This window comes from Haloprofundus halophilus, assembly GCF_003439925.1.
Taxonomy (GTDB): Archaea; Halobacteriota; Halobacteria; order Halobacteriales; family Haloferacaceae; genus Haloprofundus; species Haloprofundus halophilus.
Genome location: NZ_QQRR01000001.1, coordinates 818,720 through 838,578 on the forward strand (window position 1 = coordinate 818,720; position 19,859 = coordinate 838,578).

At 64.2% G+C, this 19,859-nt stretch carries 18 protein-coding genes; 5 read left to right on the forward strand and 13 right to left on the reverse strand.

The window, feature by feature from the left end; translation table 11 throughout:
* Positions 1–23: 23 nt before the first annotated feature.
* The 6 genes from DV709_RS04130 to DV709_RS04155 all read right to left on the reverse strand — a co-directional run bounded on the left by DV709_RS04130 (position 24) and on the right by DV709_RS04155 (position 7,015).
* A complete protein-coding gene (locus tag DV709_RS04130) occupies positions 24–239 on the reverse strand; it encodes a hypothetical protein (RefSeq protein WP_117591987.1) in 216 nt (71 codons plus the stop codon).
* A 59-nt stretch (positions 240–298) separates the two neighbouring features.
* Positions 299–760 (reverse strand): universal stress protein, encoded by a 462-nt coding sequence (locus DV709_RS04135; protein ID WP_117591989.1) that lies wholly within the window; start codon positions 758–760, stop codon positions 299–301.
* Between the two features lie 2 nt (positions 761–762).
* Positions 763–2,442, reverse strand: coding sequence for a VC_2705 family sodium/solute symporter (locus tag DV709_RS04140; protein WP_198665645.1), 1,680 nt, complete (start codon positions 2,440–2,442; stop codon positions 763–765).
* Entirely contained in the window at positions 2,439–2,870 is a 432-nt protein-coding gene (locus DV709_RS04145) for a DUF4212 domain-containing protein (RefSeq protein ID WP_117591991.1), read from the reverse strand. The genes DV709_RS04140 and DV709_RS04145 overlap by 4 nt, the downstream gene beginning before the upstream one ends.
* Positions 2,871–3,013: 143 nt before the next feature.
* Entirely contained in the window at positions 3,014–4,999 is a 1,986-nt protein-coding gene (acs, locus tag DV709_RS04150) for an acetate--CoA ligase (RefSeq protein WP_117591992.1), read from the reverse strand.
* A 315-nt stretch (positions 5,000–5,314) separates the two neighbouring features.
* Positions 5,315–7,015, reverse strand: coding sequence for an acyl-CoA mutase large subunit family protein (locus DV709_RS04155; protein WP_117591994.1), 1,701 nt, complete (start codon positions 7,013–7,015; stop codon positions 5,315–5,317).
* 298 nt (positions 7,016–7,313) lie between these two features.
* Between DV709_RS04155 and DV709_RS04160 the strand changes: the two genes are divergently transcribed.
* A complete protein-coding gene (locus tag DV709_RS04160) occupies positions 7,314–8,552 on the forward strand; it encodes an RNA-guided endonuclease InsQ/TnpB family protein (protein WP_117594096.1) in 1,239 nt (412 codons plus the stop codon).
* A gap of 119 nt (positions 8,553–8,671) precedes the next feature.
* Complete coding sequence (locus tag DV709_RS04165; RefSeq protein ID WP_117591995.1) at positions 8,672–8,908, forward strand: hypothetical protein; 237 nt, start codon at positions 8,672–8,674, stop codon at positions 8,906–8,908.
* Positions 8,909–8,989: 81 nt separating this feature from the next.
* Here DV709_RS04165 and DV709_RS04170 read toward each other — a convergent pair whose 3' ends face one another.
* From DV709_RS04170 to DV709_RS04185, 4 genes are all read right to left on the reverse strand, one after another.
* Positions 8,990–9,340: a DUF7344 domain-containing protein gene (locus DV709_RS04170; protein ID WP_117591997.1), complete on the reverse strand. Its 351-nt coding sequence runs from the start codon at positions 9,338–9,340 to the stop codon at positions 8,990–8,992.
* 47 nt (positions 9,341–9,387) lie between these two features.
* Complete coding sequence (locus DV709_RS04175; protein WP_117591999.1) at positions 9,388–11,061, reverse strand: bacterio-opsin activator domain-containing protein; 1,674 nt, start codon at positions 11,059–11,061, stop codon at positions 9,388–9,390.
* Between the two features lie 40 nt (positions 11,062–11,101).
* Entirely contained in the window at positions 11,102–12,598 is a 1,497-nt protein-coding gene (locus tag DV709_RS04180) for an ATPase domain-containing protein (protein ID WP_117592001.1), read from the reverse strand.
* Positions 12,599–12,685: 87 nt separating this feature from the next.
* Complete coding sequence (locus tag DV709_RS04185; protein WP_117592002.1) at positions 12,686–13,318, reverse strand: FAD-dependent oxidoreductase; 633 nt, start codon at positions 13,316–13,318, stop codon at positions 12,686–12,688.
* Between the two features lie 250 nt (positions 13,319–13,568).
* Between DV709_RS04185 and DV709_RS04190 the strand changes: the two genes are divergently transcribed.
* Together DV709_RS04190 and DV709_RS04195 are read left to right on the forward strand one after the other, a co-directional pair.
* Positions 13,569–15,326, forward strand: a complete 1,758-nt coding sequence (locus tag DV709_RS04190) for a 2-oxoacid:acceptor oxidoreductase subunit alpha (RefSeq protein ID WP_117592004.1) — start codon at positions 13,569–13,571, stop codon at positions 15,324–15,326.
* Positions 15,323–16,189, forward strand: a complete 867-nt coding sequence (locus tag DV709_RS04195; RefSeq protein WP_117592006.1) for a 2-oxoacid:ferredoxin oxidoreductase subunit beta — start codon at positions 15,323–15,325, stop codon at positions 16,187–16,189. The genes DV709_RS04190 and DV709_RS04195 overlap by 4 nt, the downstream gene beginning before the upstream one ends.
* A 350-nt stretch (positions 16,190–16,539) precedes the next feature.
* Here the strand turns inward: DV709_RS04195 and DV709_RS04200 are convergent, their stop codons facing one another.
* Entirely contained in the window at positions 16,540–16,893 is a 354-nt protein-coding gene (locus tag DV709_RS04200; protein WP_117592007.1) for a hypothetical protein, read from the reverse strand.
* A 43-nt stretch (positions 16,894–16,936) separates the two neighbouring features.
* A complete protein-coding gene (locus DV709_RS04205; protein ID WP_117592009.1) occupies positions 16,937–17,587 on the reverse strand; it encodes a DUF6517 family protein in 651 nt (216 codons plus the stop codon).
* Between the two features lie 126 nt (positions 17,588–17,713).
* Between DV709_RS04205 and DV709_RS04210 the strand changes: the two genes are divergently transcribed.
* Positions 17,714–19,084, forward strand: a complete 1,371-nt coding sequence (locus DV709_RS04210; protein ID WP_117592011.1) for a geranylgeranyl reductase family protein — start codon at positions 17,714–17,716, stop codon at positions 19,082–19,084.
* A gap of 132 nt (positions 19,085–19,216) precedes the next feature.
* Here DV709_RS04210 and DV709_RS04215 read toward each other — a convergent pair whose 3' ends face one another.
* Entirely contained in the window at positions 19,217–19,783 is a 567-nt protein-coding gene (locus DV709_RS04215) for a YdcF family protein (RefSeq protein WP_157972640.1), read from the reverse strand.
* Positions 19,784–19,859 lie beyond the last annotated feature (76 nt).

Below are 19,859 nucleotides of genomic sequence, written 5' to 3' on the forward strand. Positions count from 1 at the left end.
GGACGACCTCGTCGGCCGCCGCGCTACGACGTCTCTCTGGCGGCCTCGAGCGACCAGAAGAAGCCGTAGTAGGCGAGCACGCCGCAGAGCATGGCGAGGTAGTACGCCCACTGCGGGGCCTGCAGGAAGTCGAACAGAAGCGTGACGACCGTCACCCACGCCATGGCGAAGACGAGGTCGACGAACATGCCGCGACGGTGCTGTTGGACGTGTTCGCCGATGGCTTCGAGTCGGCTCATCGACGCGGCACCTCCGGACCCGTCGGCGACGCGGCGGGGGAACGGTCGACCTCCACGGCTCACTCCGCACCCTGTCTGTCGACGACGAGCACGGGCACGTGCGTCGACCGGAGCACTCGTTCGGTGACGCTGCCGAGCAGCGCGCGGCTGACGCCAGCGCGTCCGTGACTTCCCATCACGACGAGGTCGACGTCCTCCTTCTCGGCGTAGTTGGCGATGACCTTGTGCGGCCGACCGACGCGAATCTCTTCGACGACGTCGATGCCGCGGTCACCGGCGGCGGCCGCGACGACGCCGGTCGACTCCGTCGCTCTGGACTCGAGTTCCCCCATCTCGCTGAAGTGTCCTTGCCGAATCCGGTCGACCTGCTCGGTGCCGAGTCCGAGGTTCACCGCGTCGATGTCGACGACGTACAGCGCGTGGAGTTCGGCACCGTAGCGCTCGGCGAGGTCGACGGCGTGGCTCACCGCCAGTTCCGCGACGGCGCTTCCGTCCGTCGGGACGAGGATGCGTTCGTACACGCTCAGTCCTCCGAGACGGGTTCGCCGCCGTCGGTCGCGGCGACGTCCTCGGCGGACTGCATCCGCGACATCGGTTCGGGGCTGTGGCACTGCCGGACCATCCGCTTGGTCGCCAGGTCGGGTTCGTCCGTCGCCAGCGAGACGCCGATGGTGACGGCGAACACGATGGGGACGGCGACGAGCGCCGACCCGATGGCGGGCACCGTCGCCGCCAGCGTCGCCGAGTACGGCTCGCCGTTGCCGATGTACGTCGGCAGCACCTCGTTTATCATCGGAATCAGCCAGATGACGAGTCCGGTCGTCATCCCGGCGAGCGCGCCCTGTCGGTTCGTGTTCTCCCACCAGAGTCCGAGGAAGAACATCGGGAACAACACCGCACCCGCCAGCGAGAACGCGTACGAGACCAGCGCGGCGATGGGTGCCGCCGGGTCCAGCGCCGCGAGCGTCGTGATGACGCCGAGCGCGACGATGCTCAGTCGACCGACGAGCACCTGCTGGCGCTGACTCGCGTCCTCGTTGATGATGTTCGCGTAGATGTCGTGGGAGATGGCCGACGAGCCGGCGATGAACAGGCCGGCCGTAGTCGCGATTGCGGCGGCGATGCCGCCCGCGGCGACGAAGCCGACGAACCACTGCGGGAACTCGGCCAACTGCGCCGCCAACACGACGATGACGTCGCCCGCGGCGCTCGTCATCCCGGGGTCGCCGTACACCGGGCCGATGTTGTTCGCGTAGATGTCGGTGCCGAACGCCGCGAACGCCGGAGCCGACAGGTACAGCAGGCAGATGAAGAACAGCCCCCACACCGTCGACCAGCGGGCGGTTCGCTCGTTTTCGACCGTGTAGAACCTGACGAGGACGTGCGGCAGGCCGCAGGTCCCGACGACGAGCGAAAAGGCCGTCGCGATCCACAGGTAGTAGCTCTCGTTGACGAACGGTTCGCTGAACTCCGAACTCAGTTCGGCAATCATCGTCCCGTACTCTATCTGCGGGAGCACCGTCGAGTAGCCCTGCGAGAAGCCGACGGCGTACAGCCCCGCGAGGAACGCGACGATGAGGATGACGTACTGGACGGCCATGTTCTTCGTCGCGCCGAGCATCCCCGAGAGCGTCAGATAGCCCACGGTTATCGCCATCATCAGGACGACCATCGACTGATAGCCGCTCAGTCCGGGGAGGCCGATGTCACCGAAGATGTACAGCCCGACCAGCCCCATCCCGCGGGCCTGTCCGATAGCGTAGACGAACCCGATGAGGAACGTCGTCACCGCCGCGATAGCGCGGGCGGTGTCGGAGTTGAAGCGGTCGCCGACGAAGTCGGGAGCGGTGTACTTCCCGAACCGGCGCATCTGCGCGGCCAGGAAGATGAGGAGGATGAAGTAGCCGGTCGACCAGCCGACGACGAACGCGAGGCCGTAGAACCCGGACAGCGCGATGAGCGCCGCCATCCCGAGATACGACGCCGCGGACATCCAGTTCGCACCGATAGCCATCCCGTTTTCGACGTTCCCGATAGACCGGCCGGCGACCCACATCTCCTCGGTGTCGGCGACGCGGAACGCGTAGCCGATTCCCAGAAACAGCGCCAGCATCGCGGCGACGAGAACCGCCGGCGCGAATTTGAACGAGACGTTCAGCCCCTCCGGGAGCAGACCGCTCTGGAGTACGACCCCCGAAATCATTCGTCCGTCCCTCCGTCGGCGGCGACGGTCGCATCGCCGTCGTCGGTCTCCGCTACGGAGTGGTCGATGCCGTACTTCGCGTCGAGCGCGTCACGCTTTCGCGCGTACCAAAACGACAGCAGCAACGCACCCGTCGGCGCGCCGATCGCGACGAGGAAGTAGTGCAGCGGGAAGCCGAGCACCGGCATCTGCGTGGTCATGACGCCGGGTGCGACGTACGTCAGCGTCACCGGCCCGAAGACGATGAGCGCCCACAGGACGAAGCCGGTCCAGACGACGCGCAGGTGTTCGCGCATGAACGGCGTACTCGGCTTCAAGAGATTCACTTCTCTGTCGAGATAGTTCGTCTCTCGGTGGCTCCGCGCGGCCTGTCTGACCGCCCCACCGTCGGTCTCGACGGACGAATCTTGCGTGTTTCTCTCTACCATCGGATGCTCTGTCGTTATCATTCGTTATAGTTGCTTTGTCTCACGAAGTCGTTGCCACTACTATCTGATTCGAGAGAATTAACACATAACTAGAGTGGACGGATTGAACTGAAGTTCGGCGGTCGGATCGCCGAACGGTCCGCTCAGTCGTCGCTGACCTTGGCCTCGATGTCGCCGACGATTTCGGGGTTACGCAGCGTCGACGTGTCCCCGAGTTCGTCTCCGTTGGCGATGTTCTCCAGCAGGCGGCGCATTATCTTGCCCGAACGCGTCTTCGGCAGCTCCGGCGTGAAGACGACCTGTTCGGGTCGCGCGATGGGGCCGATGGCGTCCTCGACGCCCTCGATGATTCGGCTTCGGAGCTCGTCGTTCTCCTCGTAGCCGTCCTCGGTGATGACGTAGGCGTAGACGGCCTCGCCCTTCACGTCGTGGCTCCCGCCGACGACAGCGGACTCTGCGACGCCCTCGACGCCGACGATGGCCGACTCGATCTCCATCGTCCCGAGCCGGTGCCCCGAGACGTTGATGACGTCGTCGACGCGGCCGAGCACGGTGATGTAATCGTCCTCGTCTATCTTCGCGCCGTCTTCGGGGAAGTACACCCAGTGGTCCTCGTCGGGGTCGGAGTACGCCTCCCAGTACTCGCTGACGAACCGGTCGTCGTTGTTGTACAGCGTCCGGAGCATCCCCGGCCACGGCTTCTGGACCGTGAGGTAACCCGCGTTCCCGGCGTCGACTTGGTCGCCCTCGGCGTCGACGATGCGCACGTCGACGCCCGGCAGCGCCGGTCCCGCGGAACCGGGTTTCATCTTCTTGACGCCGGGCAGCGTCGTCACCATCATCCCGCCGGTCTCGGTCTGCCACCACGTGTCGACGACGGGGCACTCCTCGCCGCCGATGTGTTTGTAGTACCACTTCCACGCGCGCGGGTTGATGGGTTCGCCCACCGTCCCGAGGAGTCGCAGCGAGGAGAGATCGTGCTCCTCGGGGTACTGGCTGCCCCACTTCATGAACGCTCGAATCGCCGTCGGCGCGGTGTACAGCTGGTCGCACTCGTACTCCTCGATTATCTCCCAGAGGCGGTCGCGGTCGGGGTAGTCGGGCGTCCCCTCGTACATCACGGAGGTGGTCCCGAGCGTGAGCGGCCCGTAGACGATGTAGGAGTGGCCGGTGATCCAGCCGATGTCCGCAGAGCAGAAGTAGGTGTCTTCGGGTTTGATGTCGAGCACCGCCTGCGAGGTCCACGCCGCCCACGCGAGATAGCCGCCCGTGGTGTGTTTGACACCCTTCGGCTGTCCCGTCGTGCCGGAGGTGTACATCAGGAACAGCATGTCCTCGGCGTCGCGCCGGACGGGGTCGACCTCTGCGCCCTCTTGCTCGCTCACGAGGTCGGCGTAGGCGTGCTGGTCCTCGTCGAGGTCGTGACCGAAGCCGTCGCCGTCGCGGAGGCGTTCGACGACGACGGTCGTGGTGTCGTGGTCGACGCCGGAGAGACCTTGGTTGGCCTTGTCGAGGTGGTCGAGGGGGTCGCCGCGGCGGTAGTAGCCGTCGCAGGTGACGAGATACTCGGATTCGGCGGCGTTCATCCGCGTCGCCAGCGCGTCCGCGGAGAAGCCGGCGAAGACGACCGAGTGCGGCGCGCCGATGCGGGCACACGCCAGCATCGCGATGGGCGCCTCCGGAATCATCGGCATGTAGATAGTGACGACGTCGTCCTCGCCGACGCCCTCCTCGCGCAGCGCCGCGGCGAACTCGTTTACTTCATTTTGGAGTTCCGCGTAGGTGTAGGTCCGGTTCTCCTCGTCGGTCGGTTCGCCGATCCATTCGAGGGCGGCCTCGTCGCCGCGGCCGTCCTCGACGTGGCGGTCCACGCAGTTGTAGGAGGCGTTCAGTTTCCCGTCGGTGAACCACTTGTAGAACGGTTCGTTCGAGTCGTCGAGCACCTGGTCGTACTGTTCGTACCACTCGACGAGGTCGGCGGCGCCCTCCCAGCACTCCGGCCAGTTCTCCTCGAACTCCTCGTAGATTCCCGGGTCGGAGACGTTCGCCTGCTCGACGAACGACTCCGGCGGCTCGAACTCCTCCTGCTCGGCGAGACGCGCTTCGAGTTCTACATTGTCTTCTGTCATAGTCCACTGTCACCATCCCACAGCATCGGCATAAGAGTTACCACCGAACGCAGTCTGTGAGGTCACCGACTGCTGTCGGTTTCGCTCGTTTCGAGCGGGACGTGACAACGTAAAAAGAATCCGCGACGGCGCGAAGACGAGCGCGTTCGAGCATCCCTCGGGAACCGGTTCCGCCGTCGGTTCGTGGTCGGGCGTCACTTCGTCTCCTGTCGGCTCGTCACGCCGTCGGTTCGTGGTCGGGCGTCACGTCGTCTCTTGTCGGCTCGTCACGCCGTCGGTTCGTGGTCGGGCGTCACGTCGTCTCTTGTCGGCTCGTCACGCCAGTCCGACTTTCTCCTGATAGCTGCCGTACTTCGACTCGAACAACTGCATGATTTCGCCCATCGTCACGTACGCCTTCACGGCGTCGACGAGCACGGGCATCACGTTCTCGCCGTCGTCGACGGCGCGTTCGAGCTCCGCCAGCGCCTCCTCGACGGCGTCGTCGTCGCGTTCGGCTTTCACTTCTTCGAGTCGACTGAGCTGTCGCTCCTGCACCTCGTCGGAGACGTGCAGCAGTTCGAGCGTCGTGTCCTCTTCCATTTCGTACTTGTTGACGCCGACGACGACCTCCTCGCCGTCTTCGACGCGCGACTGATACTCGTAGGAGGCGTCCTGAATCTCGCGGTGGAAGAACCCCTCGTCGATGCCGCGGAGCACGCCGTCGCGGACGGAGCCGTCGCCCATCTCCCGAATCTCCTCGATGTACGCCATCGCCTTCTCCTCGACTTCGTCGGTGAGCGACTCGACCATGAAACTCCCCGCGAGCGGGTCGATGCTGTCGGCCGCGCCGGACTCCTCGGCGATTATCTGCTGAGTGCGCAGCGCCACGCGAACCGCCTCCTCGGAGGGCAGCGCCAGCGCCTCGTCGAAACTGTTGGTGTGGAGGCTCTGCGTGCCGCCCATCACGCCCGCGAGCGCCTGAATCGTCACGCGGACGATGTTGTTCAGCGGCTGCTGGGCGGTCAGCGACTGCCCGGCCGTCTGCGTGTGGAACTTCAGCTGTTTGGATTTCTCGTCTTCGGCGTCGTACCACTCCTCCATCACGTGTGCATAGATTCGGCGCGCGGCGCGGAACTTCGCGACTTCCTCGAAGATGGAGTTGTGCGAGTTGAAGAAGAACGACAGTTGCGGCGCGAACTCGTCGACGTCGAGGCCGCGCTCGACCGCCGCTTCGACGTAGGCGAAGCCGTCGGCGAGCGTGAACGCGAGTTCCTGCACGGCTGTCGACCCGGCCTCGCGGATGTGGTAGCCCGAGATGGAGATGGGTCGGATGCGGGGCGTCTCCTCGGCAGCGAACTCGACGGTGTCGGTGACGAGGTCCAGGGAGGGCTCCGGCGGGATGACCCACTCCTTCTGCGCGATGAACTCCTTGAGCATGTCGTTCTGGAACGTCCCCCCGATCTGGTCGCGGGGGACGCCGCGTTCGTCCGCGAGCGCGACGTACATCGCGTAGACGACGGGCGCGGAGGGGTTGATGGTGAACGACGTGGTGACCTCGCCGATGTCGATACCGTCGAACAGCACCTCCATGTCGCGCAGCGTGTCGACGGCGACGCCCTCCTTTCCGACCTCGCCGTCCGACAGCGGGTCGTCGGAGTCCTTACCCATCAACGAGGGCATGTCGAACGCCGTCGACAGGCCGGTCTGACCGTTCTCGATGAGGTAGTGGAAGCGCTCGTTCGTCTCCTCGGCGGTGCCGAAACCGGCGAACTGCCGCATCGTCCACGTCCGACCGCGGTACATCGTCGGGTAGACGCCGCGGGTGTAGGGCTTCTCGCCCGGGAACCCGAGGTCCTCGGCGTAGTCGAGGTCCGCGACGTCCTCGGGCGTGTAGATGTCGTCGATTTCGAGGTTCGAGACGGTCGCGAACCGGTCTTTGCGCTCGCCGAACCGGTCGACCACGTGGTCGCGGGTCTCTTCGGCCCACTCCTCGTGCGCCTCCCGTATCTCGGCGAGGTCGTCGTCGTCGTACATGGCGTAAAATTTGCCCGATTATTCATAAAGGCTACGAGGTGGAAACTCGCACCTTCAGGTGTGAGCAGAAGTCGGCAACTCCGAGTCAGACCACCATCGATAGCAGGCTGACCCCCGAGATTGGCGGTGTTCAGATGAGTCACCGAAAGTGGGAACACCTCCAAAGCTACCTCCAACTCTAGCGACTCAGGTCTTTTGAGTCGTCTTTGGCTAGTCAAGTCGGCAATCCTAATCTGAATACTATTCCTGAGACAACTCCAATGTGTTATATGTAAACGACCACATATGTGAGATGTCGATGGAAGAGAACTCAGCCACTCGGACCGTACCTATCAAACTCGATGTGGCCGAGAATGACGCGGACCTCCTCCACCAGACTCTGAACCACTTCCTCGACGCCGCCAATTACGTCGTAAACGTAGCGTGGAAACCAGACTGGAAGATTACGAGTAAAAGGGAACTTCACAACCTCACCTACTCCAACGTACGCGAGGACTCACCGCTTCCGGCAAACCTCGTGCAAGCCGCACGGAACCGTGCTGCAGAAGCAGTCAACGGCTGTGTCGAACGGTGGAAAGAAGGCAAGAAAGCCTCCAAGCCACGCTTCACCTCACGGTTCGCCAGCTACGACGCTCGAACTGTCACCGTCAACGACAACCACGCAACACTCGCTACTATCGATGGGCGAGTCGCCGCAAAGTTTGTCTTGCCAGACGAGTCTCGTGACACGCCACACTCGGCGTATTTGTTCAACGACGACTACGATGTGAAAGGAGCCACACTCCATTACGATTCGGTTGAGGACTGTTTCTACCTTCATGTGCGGACAAAACCGTGTGTCGAGAACGATAATGCTGATAAAGGTGACACCAAGCACGTCTCCGTCCTTGGTGTTGACCTCGGCATTACAAACCTCGCAGTCACTTCAACTGGTACGTTTTGGAGCGGTAGCGAACTCACTCACTGGCACCGCGAATACGAGAAACGCCGTGGCTCACTCCAACAAACTGGGACTCGATGGGCGCACATCAATGTTCAGCGAGTCGGTCGTAAGCAAACTGGGCGGTTTGAGCAGTTTCTTCACACCGTCTCTAGCCAACTCGTCGAAGAAGCTCTCAAGAACAAGTGTACTCACATCGTGTTCGAGCAGTTGAGAGGTATTCGAGAGCGTCTGCCGCATGCGAAAGCAGTCCAGAAGTGGGCGTTTTACAGGTTGTTCGAGAACGTTGTGTACAAGGCCGAATCTGAGGGTCTCGAAGTTGAGCAGATTAACCCTGCATACACGAGTCAGCGGTGCTCGAAGTGTGGCTTCACCCACGAGGACAATAGGCCAAAGACGAATGGGCAGGATGAGTTCGTGTGTCTGAAGTGTGGGTACGATGTTCACGCGGACTACAACGCCGCAAAGAATATCGGTCTGAAGTATCTCCGCGATCGGCAAAAGTCTGACCGCGGAGGCGCACCCGTAGGCGTGCGCTTGAACAGCGGGGTGATGAACGTGAACGGCGAATACTCGCCTACTGTCTTGAGCAGTTAGAACGGGAGTCCACGCTGAATGTCACGGCATTCACGCCGTGATAGCTTACTAAGGATTCGGGTCTCGGAGGACCGAATCGAGAAGACCTATAACGGACAGCGGCCCCTCGCCGGACGACGATGCAACTCGCCACGTTGGACGTCTCACTCGGCCTCACGCTCCTCTGTCTGGGAGCGGTCGCCACCGTCGCACCGACTCGTATCGCCTCGCTCCGCGCGCTCCTGTTTCCCGCCCGGCACCGAAATCCCGACTCCCCGCCGCTCTCGTCGGACGCGGCGCTCGTGAAAGCGCTCGGCGTCACCGTTGCCAGCGTCGGCGGCGCGTTCGCGCTGCTGGCGCTCACCGTCGGACAGTAGTTTTCGGCCGCCTCCTCGTCACCGCAGACGGCTCTCACGGTTCGGGCGGTTCTCAGAATCGGCAGTCGTACGGCTTCGATTTTACTCGGCGAATCCGGCGGATACGAGCGCGTAGCTCGCCTCGTCCGTCCCGTAAGTCGGCGTGACCTCCTTGCGCGAGGGGTTGTACTCGAGGAACTCTCGGGCTGCGAGCTTCGGGAGGTGGAGGTGGTGCAGCGAGATGGCGATCTGGTCGGGGTGCGTCGTCTCTCCCGCCTCGGCTTCGCGTCGGTGAATCTCCTCGGCCAGTTCCCCGACCGCGACCGGACCCGGTTGCGCCGAGAGCGCGTGAATCAGGTGCCGGCGACGAGGACTCGTCAGCGCGTCGAGCAACGCTCCGGTCTCTTCGGTTTCGGGCGTTGCGGCGTCTGCTACGACGTCTTGTGAGCTCATGGCCTATACCGACGAGAGGGATATATAAAGTACGACTACCCAAATAATCAGGTAGTACTGCCAACCGTAATTTTGTCGAACAGTTTGGAGACGAGTTTCATCTCTCCCGCGCGGATGTGTTGGTGAAACGTCGCCGACGAGATTCCGAGCGAGGTCGCCACGTCCTTGCCCGAACTCTCCCGCGGTTGGTCGAAGTAGCCGGCGAGGTACGCCGCCTTCAGGACGTTGCGCTGTCGGTCCGTCAGATCCGATTCGACGGCGGTGACGAAGTCCTCGTCGGTCAGCGGTCGGCGCTCGACCTGCCGCCGCGAGCGGAGCTGCACGTCGTCGTAGCGTTCGCGGAGCCCGCGCATGCACGACCCCACGTCGCCGTCCCGCGGTAGCAGTGCGACGGCGGTCGCGCCGCGTTCGTCGACGACGAGCGTGTCGACGGTCGTCCCGAGGTCCGTCAGCGCCTCGGCGACGGACTCCGTCTCGAACGCCAACTGAACCAGCGTTCCGTCGTCGCCCTCTCGGACGATCCGCTGTCGGACGACCGCCGACGAGTCGGCCGCGCGTTCGACGACGTCGTCCCCGTCGCCGTCGAGGACCGTGAAGTACTCGACGGACGGGTCGCTCCCGGTGACCCCCTCCAGTCGCAGTTCGGCGTCGGCTGCCGCGGCCAGTCCGAGCAGTGCATCGTCGGCGTCGGCGATTCGGAGTTCGATCTCCGTCGCTCCGTTCGTCAGCAGTAGGCGTTTGCTCTCGACGGCGTTGATGGTGTGACCGATCGTCTGTCCGAGTTCGTCGAGCACCGACTGTTCTTCCTCGTCGAAGGCGTCGGTCTCGCGGGTGTACACCTCCAACACGCCGTACACCGTGTCGCGATACCTGATCGGCACGCAAGCGAAACCGCGGACGCTGCCGCTGTCGGCCCACTCTCGCCACGCCGCGGCGGTCTCGTCGTCGAACTCCGTGCCGTCTCCGGGATTCAGTCCGGTCGAGAGCGTCTTCCGGTCGGTGAACGAGCGCCACGCGGCGGTCGCCTGCGACCGGTCGCCGTTCGTCGTCGGCTGCGGGTCCGGCGGGTCGACGAGGTCGCCGACTTTCGTGCTGACGGTGAGCGCGTCGCGCGTCGCACGCGGCTCACAGATGCGGACGTAACAGTACGGCCCGGCGTTCGAGAGCCGCGTGCAGACGCGCTCTTCGACCTCGTCGCGACTCTTCGCGCCGACCAGCGCGGCGTTGGCCTCCCGGATGACGGAGTTGACGCGGTTGAGCCGGTCGAGACGCTCTCGCTGTTCCCCCAGCGAGGCGGACTGCCGTCGCACGCGTAGCAGCGACTGCAAGCGGCCGCGCAGTTCCGCTTTCGACACCGGCGTCCGAATCAGGTCGTCGACGCCGGGCGGAAACTGTGCGGTGATCTGTCGCCACACGTCGCCGCCGTTCAGATTCCGCTCGGGGACGACGAGCAGAAACGGCAGGTGCAGCGGTCCGGCCCGGTCTTTCAACGCGCCGAGCGCCTCGCCGTCTCTCGCCAGCGCCTGCGGGTCGAGGATACAGAGGTCGACCTCCTCGGGCGGCACGTCCTCGGGCCGAGCGTCGACGATTTCGTGGTCCGAGTCGAGCGTCTCGGCGAGCAGTGACCGGTTCTCGTCGCGACTGACCGCGAGCAGAATCCGCGCCCCCTGCTGTCGGGTCGCACCGCTCGCGGACCGTCCGACGAGAAGTCGGTCGGTCATGACCTACTCCGCCCCGCGCGTCTCCGGTTTCGTTTCCGTCTCATGGTTCGGGACCGTCGTTCGGCGTCTCCGGACGGCCGCTGAGGATGCCGCTGAGCCCGGTCAGCGGTTCGCCGATCTTCACGCCGTACTCGGTGATGCGGAACTCCCGAAGCTGGCGCTCGAAGTCGCTCGTCCGCTTCTTCAGCACACCGACCGCCTTCCGCATCTCTCCGTTCAGTTCGAGATGCTGGAGGAACAAAATATTATCCGCCAGATAGCTTAAGCCACCCTCGTCGGTCACCTGGAAGTCGCCGGTGATATCCTGCACCTCGTTGATGAGGATGACCGAAATGCCGCGGTTCTGGAGGTACTTACAGAGCGTGTGGAGGTTGTGCGTGAGCTCGTCGTTCTCCCCGAGGAGCGCGAACTTGTAGCCGACGATGCCGTCTATCATCACGATCTCCGCGCCCTTCTCTTCGACCTCCTCGCGCACCCGCTGGTTGAACTCGTCGACGCTCAGCGACAGCGACTCCGTCTCGTTTATCGAGAGCACGTCCCGGTCGAGCATCTGCTCGATGGGAATGTTGACCGCGTTGCTGCGCTCTCTGAGCGTCCGTTCGTTCTCCTCGAACAGGTAGACGACGGACCGCTCGCCGCGTCCGGCGGCCTCTTTCATGAACTGGATGCCCGTCGTCGTCTTCCCGACGCCGGTCGGCCCGGTGATTATCGTCACCGTCCCCCGCTCGATGCCGCCGTTGAGCAACTGGTCGAGTTCGGGCACGCCCGACGAGATGGTCTCGGACTCGAACTCGTACTCCGACGCCTGCGGGAGTCGGTTGGAGAACACCTCGATGCCGCCCCGGTCGATGGTGAGCGTGTGCGGGCCGCTCTGGAAGTCCGACCCGCGGAACTTCGTCACCGTCACCGCGCGCCGCTCGTCGGTCCGTTCGAGGTTGAGCGTCCCGTCGCAGATGAACTGCAGGTCGTCGTCCGGGCGGGACTCGGTCGCCTGCGCGGTGAACAACACGGTCGACCCCTGGACGTTGAAAAACCGCATCAGCGAGAGGATCTGCTTGCGGAACTGGTAGTCGTCGGGCGCGAGATACCGGAGTTGCGTCAGCGGGTCGATGAACAGACGGTCGGGGTTCAGTTCTTCGACGCGCGAGGTTATCTCCTCTGTCACCGACCCGCCCTCGACTTCGTCGGGGCTGAAGATGTCGTAGGAGAGGTTCTGCGCGAAGTACTCCGAGTCGGGACTCAGGTCGAGGAAGTCGACACCGTCCAACTCCACTCCGAGCGACGCCGCGTTCTGTTTGACGTTCTTGGTCGATTCCTCGAGATTGATGTACAGGACGGACTCGCCCGCGTCGAGCCCCGCACGCAGAAAGTGCATACCGAGAATACTCTTGCCGGCGCCGGGTTCGCCCCGAACCATGTAGGTTCGGTTCGGAACGAAGCCGCCGCCCAGTACCTTGTCGAGCCCGTCGACGCCCGTCGAGACGCGACCTTCCGCGGACGCGTCCCGCGCGGCGGACTCGTGATTGGCCTCTTCCATCGTCCGCAATAGTACGCTGTGGTATTTTTTCGTTGCGGGACGTCGAACTGTCGTCGAATCTGTCCCGACAGTCGCGACGAAATCCGGCTATCCGAAGTTCTCGACCTTCGCGTCCGCGGGGTCGCCGCCGGCAGCCTCGACGGCGTCGCTGGCCTCCTGGACGAAGTCGGCGAAGCCGTAGACGAACACCTGCGCATCGCCGTCGTGGACGTCTGCGACGTGGTCGCCGAGCTCGCCGTCGGTGACGACGACCGTCGCGCCGCGCTCGCGGAGGTCCGCGAGTCGTTCCTCGTGCGCGGGCGCATCGTCCTTGTAGACGAGTGCGACCGACCCGCCGTCGCGGAGTGCGCGCTCGCCGAGGCCGACGGCCGCGCCGACGCCCGGTCCGCCGGCGAGGACGACGACGGCGGTTTCGTCCTCGTAGTACTCGTTCCCGAACGGTCCGGAGATGTCGAGTTCGTCGCCCGACTCCAACTCCAGGAGGTGGCGGCTGAACGGTCCGGCCTCCTCGGGGTCGACGCCGACGGTTATCTCGAACGTGTCGTGGGCGTCGGGCGAAGAGAGCGTGTAGAAGCGCGCGTACTCCTCGCCGTCGACGGTGGCCGAGAGTTTGACGAACTGCCCCGGGCGTGCGTCGAACCCGTCGGGCGATTCGAGAACGATAGCGACCGTGTTTGGGCCGACCGAGCTGACGTCGGTGACGGCGACGGTTGCGTCCATGTGCGGCCGTTTCGGAGGCCATCGCAAAGTCGCTTCCCACTCTCGTCGGCGCGTGCGAGACCACGATGAGACGCGAGTGAGATAAGACGGTTTACAGTTCGAGCGGGGTCGATTGCAAACCCGTCACAGAGTCACATCGAAAGTAGGGCTTTTGGAGGGCTCAGGAGCGAAAAAACGCCCGAATGCGAGAGGGAGACACCCCGCTCCTTTCAGAAGGCTTTTGATTCGTCCGAGGGAACCACCGGTTAGCATGCCTGCGGACTTCAACTGGGCCATCGGCGGAGAGGCTGGCGATGGCATCGACTCCACGGGGAAGATTTTCGCCCAGGCGCTCTCACGGGCTGGCCGGCACGTGTTCACCTCGAAGGACTTCGCTTCGCGTATCCGCGGCGGATACACGGCGTACAAGGTCCGGACTTCGGTCGACCAAGTGCAGAGTGTCGTGGACCGACTCGACGTACTCATCGCGCTCACACCGCGAACCATCGAAGAGAACCTCGACGAACTGCACGAGGGGAGCGTCATCGTCTACGACGGCGAGCGCACCACGATGCAGGGCGTCGAGATTCCGGAGGGAATGGTCGGGCTGGACGTTCCCCTCCAGAGCATCGCCGAGGAGAAAGGCGGCGCAATCATGCGCAACGTCGTCGCGCTCGGCGCGGCGTGCGCCGTCGCCGACTTCCCCATCGAACATCTCGACAGTTCGCTGGAGAAGCGTTTCGGCGGTAAGGGACAGGCCATCGTCGACAACAACCGCGAGGCCGCCCGCGCCGGACGCGACTACGTCCACGAGAACTTCGACCACGAGTTCGACTACGACCTTGAGACCACCGACAACGACTACGTTCTCCTCAACGGCGACGAGGCCATCGGTATGGGTGCCATCGCCGCCGGTTGCCGCTTCTACGCCGGCTACCCCATCACGCCCGCGACCGACGTGATGGAGTATCTGACGGGTCGCATCGAGCAGTACGGCGGTCACGTCGTCCAAGCGGAGGACGAACTCGCCGCTATCAACCTCGCGCTCGGCGGCGCACGCGCCGGCGCCCGCGCGATGACCGCGACGTCCGGTCCGGGTATCGACCTGATGACCGAGACGTTCGGCCTCATCGCGACGAGCGAGACGCCGCTGGTCATCGTCGACGTGATGCGCTCGGGTCCCTCGACGGGGATGCCAACCAAACAGGAGCAGGGCGACCTGAACCAGATGGTGTACGGCGGTCACGGCGAGATTCCGCGCTTCACGCTCGCGCCGACCACCGTCGCCGAGTGTTTCCACAAGACCGTCGAGGCGTTCAACCTCGCCGAGAAGTACCAAACTCCGGTGTACCTCGCCGCCGACCTCGCGATGGCGGTCACCGAGCAGACGTTTGCGCCCGAGGAGTTCGACATGGACGCCGTCGAGATCGACCGCGGCAAGGTCGTCGACGACGACACCATCGGCGAGTGGCAGAACGAGAAAGGGCAGTTCAGACCCCACGCGCTCACCGAGGACGGCGTCAGTCCGCGCTCGTTCCCCGGGACGACCGGCGGCGCGCACATGTCGACGGGCCTCGAACACGACGAACTCGGTCGCCGGACCGAGGACACCGACATGCGCGTCGAGCAGGTCGACAAGCGCAACCGGAAGGTCGAGACGGCACAGGAACGCGAACCGTGGGAGTACCGCGAGTTCGGCGATACAGATTCTGGAAACCTCGTCATCTCGTGGGGTTCCAACGAGGGCGCGATGGTCGAGGCCATCGAGTTCCTCGAAGAGGACGGCGTCGACGTCCGCTTCATCTCGGTGCCGTACATCTTCCCGCGTCCGGACCTCTCGGAGGTCATAAAGGACGCCGACGACGTCATCGTCGTCGAGTGTAACAACACCGGGCAGTTCGCGGACATCCTCGAACACGACGCGCTTACCCGCGTCAAGCGCGTGAACAAGTACAACGGCGTCCGCTTCAAAGCCGACGAACTGGCCGAAGACATCAAAGAGACGCTCTCACAGGAGATTACCGCATGAGCTCAGACGTTCGATTCACCGACTTCAAGTCCGACAAACAGCCGACGTGGTGCCCCGGGTGCGGCGACTTTGGCACGATGAACGGCATGATGAAGGCGCTGGCGAACACGGGTAACGACCCCGACAACACGTTCGTCGTCGCCGGCATCGGCTGTTCCGGTAAGATAGGCACCTACATGCACAGCTACGCGATGCACGGCGTCCACGGCCGCGCGCTCCCGGTCGGCGCGGGCGTGAAGATGGCCAACCCCGACCTCGAAGTGATGGTCGCGGGCGGTGACGGCGACGGCTACTCCATCGGCGCGGGCCATTTCGTCCACGCCGTCCGTCGGAACGTCGACATGACGTACGTCGTCATGGACAACCGCATCTACGGCCTCACCAAAGGGCAGGCCTCGCCGACCTCGCGCGAAGACTTCGAGACGTCCACGACGCCGGAAGGCCCGAAACAGCCGCCGGTCAACCCGATGGCGCTGGCGCTGGCGGCGGGCGCGACGTTCATCGCGCAGTCCTTCTCCTCGGACGCGATGCGACACGCCGAAATCGTCCAGGAGGCCATCGAGCACGACGGCTTCGGCTTCGTCAACGTGTTCAGCCCGTGCGTGACGTTCAACGACGTCGACACGTACGACTACTTCCGCGACAACCTCGTGGACCTCGGCGACGAGGACGACCACGACCGCCACGACTACGACGCGGCCAAGGACAGGATTCTCGACGCCTCCAAGGAGTACCAGGGCGTCATCTACCAGAACGAGAACTCGGTGCCGTACGAGGAGCAGCACGGCCTCACCGAGAACATGGCCGACATCCCGGACGGCGCGCCCGACGACGCGATGGACCTGGTGCGAGAGTTCTACTAACCCACCTTTTTCCGCCTCGGGGTCGCGCTTTGCGCGACCACTCGGCGCAAAAATCTGGACCAAAAAGGGCCGCTCACTCGGCCTTCGGCCTCGTTCGCGGTACAACTGCTTGTCCGTCAACCCCACCGTACAGCGATCGTTACTGCTTCAGTAGCCGCTACTACTTCAGCGACCGCGCCGCGACGAGGGTTTATCAGCGAAGGCGGGACCAGACCCCCCGTGCGTTGACGAGTCGTCGCGGGGTCGGTCGAGGCGGGTGTACGGCGCGCCGCTCCGCGAGTGGGAGAATCGCTGTGCCGTCTGTTCGCTACAAATCTTCGACACAGCCGTGCGTCCACGCGTCGAAGTCGCTACTTCGTCCGCCAAATCCGTCGTCCCGTCCGGAACAGCAGCAGAGCACCAGCTAACGACATGGCGGCCGCAGGGAGGTACACCCACTGAACACCACAGCCGAACCCACCGTAACCGAGCGGGTCGTCGAAGGCCCCTGTCAGAAGTAGCCCGAAGAGGAACGCTGCGAGCCCCAGTAGCGACGTGACAATGGACAGTACGAGCGAAAGGGACGATTGCCCCAGCCACGGACCGCCTCGGTTTGCGAGTCCCCAGACGAGAGCGAAACCGAGCAAGAGAACGCCGAACAGCGTCTGCGGGATGCCGCTGCCCGGCGTACAGAGTACAGTCTCGGAGATGAAAACGGAGACCATGAGTCCCGCACACTGCGGGAACGTGTAGTCCTTCCGTCGTGTCTTAGCCTTCGTGTTCGATGCGCTCGAACAGCGACAGCACCGTCTCCCGTTCGTCGAGGTCGGCGGGGTGCATCGCCAGCGCGACTACGACGTCGTCGCCGTGGCTGACGGTTGCGACGTGGAACCGAATCGACACCGACTCGTTTACCTGCGCAGTCGACTCCTCGACCGAAACGTTCTCGGCACTCACGTTACCCTCGTAGGTGACGACGGTCGCCCGTTCGCCGAGAACCGTCCGTTCGGTCTCGCCGACGCGGCGGAGGTCGCCGACCGAGTCGCCGGTGACTTCGTTCGAGAGGCCGAGCAGTCGTTCGACGAGTTCGTCGTTCGGCTCTCCGGCAAGCGGGTTGACGGAGACGCCGGCGACGTCGGGGTTCGGCGTCGAGAGCAAGACGACGGACGCGCCACCGTCGGAGCGTGCGTACGACGAGAGCCAGCCGACGAGCGTGACGTTCGTTCCGCCCCCGGCGACGTCGACTCGGCGGTCGACGACGACAGACCGACTCTCGCCGGGTTCGTAACTCGCGTCCGCCAGCGTCGAGTTCGGTATCGACGCCGGGTTCGACTCCAGCGTCAACGCGCTCCCGCCGACGCAACCCGAGAGCGCCACGAGGAGCGCGACCGCCGGCACGAGAAACGATGCGCGTTTCATACTCCCCGGAGAGCGTGTGCGACCAAATCTCTTACCCCGCTCGAACACCCTCGGTCGTCCCAGACCCGTTACCGTGCGTGAACGGATGCACGCGTTTTTTATGAACTGGCAGGGAACTACCTACTTATGCCAGCGGATACGTACGACATCGTCGTAGTGGGGGGAGGCACCGCCGGAGCCTTCGCCGCCGCGACGACGGCCTCTGCGGGACTCGACACAGTCATCATCGAGCGGAAATCACCGGAGGAGGCGGGTCACATCGCCTGCGGCGACGCCATCAAGGGGAAGAGCTCGTTTCCCGACGTCATCGACCTCGACTACCTGAAAGAGGAGTCGTTTACCAACCGGAACATCCGGCGCGCGGTGTTCGAGAGTCCGGCGGGCGAGACGCTCGATATCCCGCTATCGGAACCGGGCGCGGTGCTCGACCGCAAACGCTACGGCGAGATAATCCTCGAAGAGGCCGAGCGAACCGGCGCAGAGATCCATTACGACACGGTCGTCCAGGACGTGACGCAGGCCGACGACGGGACCGTCACCGGTGTTCGCGCCAAGCGAAGAGGCGAGGCTATCGACTACGAAGCCGAGGTGACCATCGACGCGGCGGGGGCGCTCTCGCTGCTGCAGGACAAAACCGACTTCTCGGGAACGACGTTCGACACGAACGTCAACTACTCGCAGTTCTGCTCGGCGTACCGCGAGGTCGTCGACGTGAGAGAGCCCGTCGAGTGGGACGACGCCATCGTCTTCAAACCGACCGAGGAACTGGGATATCTCTGGTACTTCCCGCGCACGTCGACCGAGATCAACGTCGGGCTCGGGTTCCAGATGAACAAAGAACCGATGAAACTCGTCGAGGCGCTCAAGAAGGACCTCCGCGGCCGCGCCGAGTTCGCGGGCGCGACGGTCAAGGACAAACTCGGTGCGGCGCTGCCGACCCGCCGACCGTACGACTCGGCGGTCGCCGACGGCTTCGTCGCCGTCGGCGACGCCGCGGGTCACGTCAACCCGACCACCGGCGGCGGTATCCCCGGCGCGGCAAAGTCCGCCCATCGCGCGGCCAACCGCGCCATCGCAGCTATCGGCGACGGCGACGTGAGCGAGGAGGCGCTGTGGATGTACAACCACGACGTGATGACTGATTTCGGCAAGCGCTTCGCGGCTATCGACCTCTACAACATCTGGGGTAGCGTCCACGACGTGGACGAACTCGTCGGCATCGTCACCTCCGTCCCCGGTCAGCAACTGGCCGACGCCGTCGGCCGCGGGGGCACCGACTCGATGCATCTCGGCCTGAAACTGAAGACGCTCGTGCGGACGTTCGGACACTGGGACACGCTGTTCGAGTTGGCTCGCGTCCGTAGCAAAGCGAACGAGTTGAAGGCGCACTACGACCGGTATCCGGCGCGTCCCGGCGGTTTCGAGACCTGGCGCGAGGTGCGCGACGACATCATGGACGACGTGTACGCTATCACCGGCGCGGACCCGAAGTACTGAAACCGACCTTTTTACTGCGGGGGGTGCGCGAAGCGCACCCCCACTTGCAAAAACGTCGATGAAAAAGGCCGCTCGCTCGGCCTCGCTCGCGGTACGAGAACTCGATTCTCCGCACCGCACAGCATTCACTGCTCACTCTTTGTTCTCGGCCAGCCACCTGTACGCCGGGTCGTCCGCAGCGAGTCGCCGCCGAATCGCGTCCGTGTCGCCCGGTGTGATTCCGTCGAAGAACTCGCGGTCCTCCTCGTGGAGGCGACGAATCTCCGACTCGGTGAAATCGTCGTACTCCGGTTCGGGGTCGACGGCCCGACTGGTATCTATCTCGTAGGCGTCGCCGAAACACCGCTCGAAGATGTACCTCGCTCGCCGGAGGTGCATCCGCGAACTGACGACGGACACCGTCTCCGTATCGGGCGCGTGCTCGTCGACCAACAGTCGAGCGAAGTAGCCGTTCCCGCGGGTGTCGTAGGCGTGGTCTTCGAGTAGAACGCGCTCGGGGGCAACCCCTCGCGAGACGGCGTAGTCGGCCATGACCTCACACTCCGCGCGCGGCACATCCGGGTTCGTCGCCGCACCGGTGACGAGCAGATACCGCCCGTCAGTCGCTTGCAATGCGTCGATGCCCGCGTCGACCCGTTTCCGGAGGTGTGGATGAATAGCGTTCGATCGAAGCCGGTCGCCGAGGACGACGATGACCATGACACCCGTTTCTGCGCAGAAGACAAATACAACTGTGTCGGCTCCGCCGCCCGGCCCCGCTCCCCGGCCGGAAAGG

What these genes read in the sequence shown, in the direction of transcription:
- DV709_RS04130 (WP_117591987.1), bottom strand. Translation starts at nt 239, where the DNA reads ATGAGCCGACTCGAAGCCATCGGCGAACACGTCCAACAGCACCGTCGC.
- DV709_RS04140 (WP_198665645.1), bottom strand. Translation starts at nt 2,442, where the DNA reads ATGATTTCGGGGGTCGTACTCCAGAGCGGTCTGCTCCCGGAGGGGCTG.
- DV709_RS04145 (WP_117591991.1), bottom strand. Translation starts at nt 2,870, where the DNA reads ATGGTAGAGAGAAACACGCAAGATTCGTCCGTCGAGACCGACGGTGGG.
- acs (WP_117591992.1), bottom strand. Translation starts at nt 4,999, where the DNA reads ATGACAGAAGACAATGTAGAACTCGAAGCGCGTCTCGCCGAGCAGGAG.
- DV709_RS04155 (WP_117591994.1), bottom strand. Translation starts at nt 7,015, where the DNA reads ATGTACGACGACGACGACCTCGCCGAGATACGGGAGGCGCACGAGGAG.
- DV709_RS04160 (WP_117594096.1), top strand. Translation starts at nt 7,314, where the DNA reads ATGGAAGAGAACTCAGCCACTCGGACCGTACCTATCAAACTCGATGTG.
- DV709_RS04165 (WP_117591995.1), top strand. Translation starts at nt 8,672, where the DNA reads ATGCAACTCGCCACGTTGGACGTCTCACTCGGCCTCACGCTCCTCTGT.
- DV709_RS04170 (WP_117591997.1), bottom strand. Translation starts at nt 9,340, where the DNA reads ATGAGCTCACAAGACGTCGTAGCAGACGCCGCAACGCCCGAAACCGAA.
- DV709_RS04175 (WP_117591999.1), bottom strand. Translation starts at nt 11,061, where the DNA reads ATGACCGACCGACTTCTCGTCGGACGGTCCGCGAGCGGTGCGACCCGA.
- DV709_RS04180 (WP_117592001.1), bottom strand. Translation starts at nt 12,598, where the DNA reads ATGGAAGAGGCCAATCACGAGTCCGCCGCGCGGGACGCGTCCGCGGAA.
- DV709_RS04185 (WP_117592002.1), bottom strand. Translation starts at nt 13,318, where the DNA reads ATGGACGCAACCGTCGCCGTCACCGACGTCAGCTCGGTCGGCCCAAAC.
- DV709_RS04190 (WP_117592004.1), top strand. Translation starts at nt 13,569, where the DNA reads ATGCCTGCGGACTTCAACTGGGCCATCGGCGGAGAGGCTGGCGATGGC.
- DV709_RS04195 (WP_117592006.1), top strand. Translation starts at nt 15,323, where the DNA reads ATGAGCTCAGACGTTCGATTCACCGACTTCAAGTCCGACAAACAGCCG.
- DV709_RS04200 (WP_117592007.1), bottom strand. Translation starts at nt 16,893, where the DNA reads ATGGTCTCCGTTTTCATCTCCGAGACTGTACTCTGTACGCCGGGCAGC.
- DV709_RS04205 (WP_117592009.1), bottom strand. Translation starts at nt 17,587, where the DNA reads ATGAAACGCGCATCGTTTCTCGTGCCGGCGGTCGCGCTCCTCGTGGCG.
- DV709_RS04210 (WP_117592011.1), top strand. Translation starts at nt 17,714, where the DNA reads ATGCCAGCGGATACGTACGACATCGTCGTAGTGGGGGGAGGCACCGCC.
- DV709_RS04215 (WP_157972640.1), bottom strand. Translation starts at nt 19,783, where the DNA reads ATGGTCATCGTCGTCCTCGGCGACCGGCTTCGATCGAACGCTATTCAT.